Origin of the sequence: Fictibacillus sp. NRS-1165 (assembly GCF_050468105.1) — a bacterium.
Classification (GTDB): Bacteria; Bacillota; Bacilli; order Bacillales; family Fictibacillaceae; genus Fictibacillus_C; species Fictibacillus_C terrinigri.
Genome location: NZ_JBDPNU010000110.1, coordinates 1 through 3,752 on the forward strand (window position 1 = coordinate 1; position 3,752 = coordinate 3,752).

At 41.6% G+C, this 3,752-nt stretch carries 5 protein-coding genes; 3 read left to right on the forward strand and 2 right to left on the reverse strand.

The window, feature by feature from the left end; genetic code table 11:
* Positions 1 to 23: 23 nt before the first annotated feature.
* Positions 24 to 203: an H-type small acid-soluble spore protein gene (locus ABHN01_RS24660; protein WP_290401353.1), complete on the reverse strand. Its 180-nt coding sequence runs from the start codon at positions 201 to 203 to the stop codon at positions 24 to 26.
* 150 nt (positions 204 to 353) lie between these two features.
* Between ABHN01_RS24660 and ABHN01_RS24665 the strand changes: the two genes are divergently transcribed.
* Positions 354 to 1,463: an aminopeptidase gene (locus ABHN01_RS24665; protein WP_429877738.1), complete on the forward strand. Its 1,110-nt coding sequence runs from the start codon at positions 354 to 356 to the stop codon at positions 1,461 to 1,463.
* A gap of 283 nt (positions 1,464 to 1,746) precedes the next feature.
* Positions 1,747 to 2,181: a peroxide-responsive transcriptional repressor PerR gene (gene perR / locus ABHN01_RS24670; RefSeq protein ID WP_429877739.1), complete on the forward strand. Its 435-nt coding sequence runs from the start codon at positions 1,747 to 1,749 to the stop codon at positions 2,179 to 2,181.
* Positions 2,182 to 2,212: 31 nt separating this feature from the next.
* On the opposite strand, the gene ABHN01_RS24675 is transcribed toward perR, so the two are convergent.
* Entirely contained in the window at positions 2,213 to 2,581 is a 369-nt protein-coding gene (locus ABHN01_RS24675; RefSeq protein ID WP_429877740.1) for a YgzB family protein, read from the reverse strand.
* 108 nt (positions 2,582 to 2,689) lie between these two features.
* On the opposite strand from ABHN01_RS24675, the gene ABHN01_RS24680 reads away from it, so the two are divergent.
* A complete protein-coding gene (locus ABHN01_RS24680; protein ID WP_429877741.1) occupies positions 2,690 to 3,556 on the forward strand; it encodes a nucleotidyltransferase-like protein in 867 nt (288 codons plus the stop codon).
* Positions 3,557 to 3,752: the final 196 nt, after the last annotated feature.

Genomic DNA, 3,752 nt, shown 5'->3' on the forward strand with positions numbered 1-3,752 from the left:
ACTTTCTGGACAGCCCCTTTATCTTAATGTTCCTGCAGGTCGCTTACCGGAACTTCCATGTCATGGCTGGGTTCATCGTTGGGATGAACCCATGCGGTTTGGTTTGCTGAATTGATGGATTCAATCCATACAGGCTTACCGAAATACAGCACTTCAATTTCGCTTGGTGATGAAATAATCTGTTTTGCCCGATCTACGTTCATAGTAACAAGCCCCTTTAATTTTTTTCTAATAGTATGGGCAGATCAACCGGGTATATACTACCGCATTAATTACGGGCATCAGGAAGGCTTTAATGATAAGATGGAATTGTTGGAATTTTTTAAAGATACATAGAATAGGGGAGATTTACAATGTTGGACGAAAGAGTTGTCACTCTTGCCAAAACGCTATTGCACCATTCGGTTGAATTGAAAAAAGGAGAGCGTGTGCTCATTACATCGCCTCTCACTGCCAGGCCCTTAATTAAAGCTCTTATAAATGAAGCCTACGCATTGGGTGCTTACCCGTACGTAAACATATACGATGACGAAATCAATCGTTATTTAATTACGGGCTATGAAGCGGAACAGCTTGAAACGTCAATGGGTTGGGACTTGAAAAGGGCAAAAGAGGTTGATGCTTATATTTTGATTTCTAGTTCAGAGAATGATTCCGAGCTTTCAGAAGTCCCTGCTGACAAGTTTCGTCTTCGTGGAGAGTATTTTAAACCCGTGCAAAAAGTCATTATTAATGACCTCAGATGGGTGCTTTTGAATTATCCTACTAAGGGGCTTGCTCAAAAAGCTAAAATGAGCTATGAGGCGTTTGAAAACTTCCTATTGGATGTCTGCAATGTCGACTACAAGAAAATGGAAGAGGCGCAGCAGCCATTAAAAGAACTCATGGAACGCACGGACAAAGTAAGAATTACTGGACCTGGCACCGACTTGTCCTTCTCTATTAAAGAAATCCCTGCTGTAAAATGCGCAGGTGAAAACAATATTCCGGACGGAGAAGTATTCACAGCTCCAGTCAAGGATAGTGTCAATGGTACAATTACATATAATACACCTTGTCCGTACCGCGGAACCATCTTTAATAACGTAAGTCTGACTTTTAAAGACGGCAAAATTGTTGAAGCGGCCGCTGACAACACAGAAAAGCTCAACGAAATCTTTGATACCGATGATGGGGCACGCTATGTGGGCGAGTTTGCAATCGGCGTCAATCCAATGATCCAGCATCCGATGGGGGATATCCTGTTTGATGAAAAGATTTGCGGAAGCATTCATTTTACACCGGGTGAAGCCTATGAGGAAGCCGACAACGGAAACCGATCCTCCGTACACTGGGATATGGTTCTCATCCAGCGTCCGGAATATGGCGGCGGCGAACTTTACTTTGACGATGTATTGATCAGAAAAGACGGATTGTTTGTAATTCCTGAACTTGAAGGCTTAAATCCTGAGAATTTAAAATAGGGAACACACATCAAGGCGTCTGACTATACCGCATGAAATGATTTGCATAGAATTTAGTAATAACTCTTCCAATCAAAGTGCGGGTTCTCTCCCGCACTTTTTCTATGCCGCCGGGAATACGAAACAAGACAGAGAAGCAAAATAATAAGTAAAAAGACCTGGTTTCTTATGTCATTCCTTGTCCTTAAACAGGGCTATCGATTGACAAAAGCAGGTATTTCAAGATACACTAATTATAAATATTATAATATAATAATTTCTTTTGAGAGTGAGGTGCATGACGATGTCTGAAGTACGCATAAATGAAGCCATTGATACATTAAAGCAGTCTGGAGTCCGCATAACTCCTCAGCGTCATGCGATTCTGGAACACTTAATACAGTCTATGACACATCCAACAGCAGATGAAATATACAAATCCCTAGAAGGCAAATTTCCTAACATGAGTGTGGCTACGGTTTATAACAACCTCAGAGTATTTAAAGAGGTCGGGCTCGTTAAAGAATTGACGTATGGAGATGCATCCAGCCGCTTTGACTGTGTAACGACTAAACATTACCATATTATTTGCGAGGACTGCGGCAAAATTGTCGACTTCCACTATCCTGGCCTGGATGAGGTCGAGACACTTGCAGAATCCGTTACGGGATTTGACGTTGGACATCATCGCATGGAAATCTACGGTACTTGCCCGGAATGTAAAAATAAAAAACATTAAAATAAGCTGAACCAGCTTTGACTGGATCAGCTTATTTTTTTGCGGCCCTTTTCATGGCACGTCTTGAATTATATTTCTCATCAAATTCGAGGCCCTCAAGATCTTTATCGAGGGTAAGCGGCTGATTACATGACATGCAAGCATCAGCACGGCCTAAAACTTTAGTTACTTTGCCGCAATTGGAGCATACCACTTGAACCGCGTTCGTGGAGATCATACCAATCCAAAAATAAACTCCGGCACTTGCGAGGGTTGCAAGAAATCCGATTAGCATAAATAATGACATTAGTATAAAATGGCTTCTGAAAAATATGCCTGCATACATAATGATGATGCCAATAAACACAAGACTTAAAGCAAACGTGCGTATTTTATTGATCTTGCTCGTATATTTTATCATGGTTGTCCCTCCTAAATTACAGTATACAAGGACTTGGAAAAAAAGAAAGGATTTTCAGCGCCTGCGTTGAAATGTATGGAGACCGAAATTAGAACGGGAGTTGAAGGCATGGAAGACGTGTTACGCCCTCTTTACCAGGAAAGGGCAAGTAACGAAAACACACTTGGAGTTCTTTTGATCGAAAAAAATAAACCGTTTAGCCCCTTAACGGATAATTTTGACTGCATCTTATTTATCATCGTTACTCACGCAGATAAACCTTGGAGTGTTAAACATTATGAGTTCGATGACAAGATTGCCGCTTTACATATTGTTTCGGAAGAGAGGCTCAATGAATGGCTTCTTCTCGGCTCCAACCGCCGAGTGGTTGATTGGGTCATCAATGGAAAGGTCTTGTTTAACCGGAATGAATATATTACGGAATTAAGAGACAGGCTTGATAAATTTCCGGTTCCTGAGCGCTCTAAAAAAATTACCATTGAATTTGCAAAACTGCTTCGCCGCTTTTCAGATGGAAAAGAACTGTTTCACAAAGGCCAGCATCTAGATTCCTTCAATCATATTCTCCATGCTCTCCATCACCTGGCAAGGCTGGCTGTTATCGAGCGGGGATTCCATCCGGAAATAACAGTGTGGAATCAGGTAAAGGTCATTGAGCCGCAGATCTACAAATTATATGAAGAGCTGATTACCGGTAATGAATCGATCGATAAACGGATTGAACTTCTATTGATCGCCAGCGAGTTTTCCATCAGCTCCAAAACAAAGCTAGGGGCCGGCCACTTATTAAAAGTGTTCGAAGAGCAACAAGAGTGGACAGTGGCTGAACTGATGGAACACCGTGAGATCTCGGATTACTCCATTGACCTCGGAATCCTGCTTGAACACCTGATTGAAAAGGGGATCGTGGATGTGATCCGCCAGCAAACTAAAGGAAAGAACTTGTTCCATCGCCACTATACGACGAATAATTAAAAAAGAATTAAACTTTTTTCTAAAAAGCTGTTGACCTCTTTCTTGCTATCGTGTTATAGTACTACTTGTCGCTGAAACGACGCGGCAAACAAAAAGAAACACAAACAAAAAAGAGGTTGACACCTTACACCAAAGATGTTATCCTAAGAAAGTCGCCAAAACGAGCGGCGTTCGACAAAATGTTCTTTGAAAACCA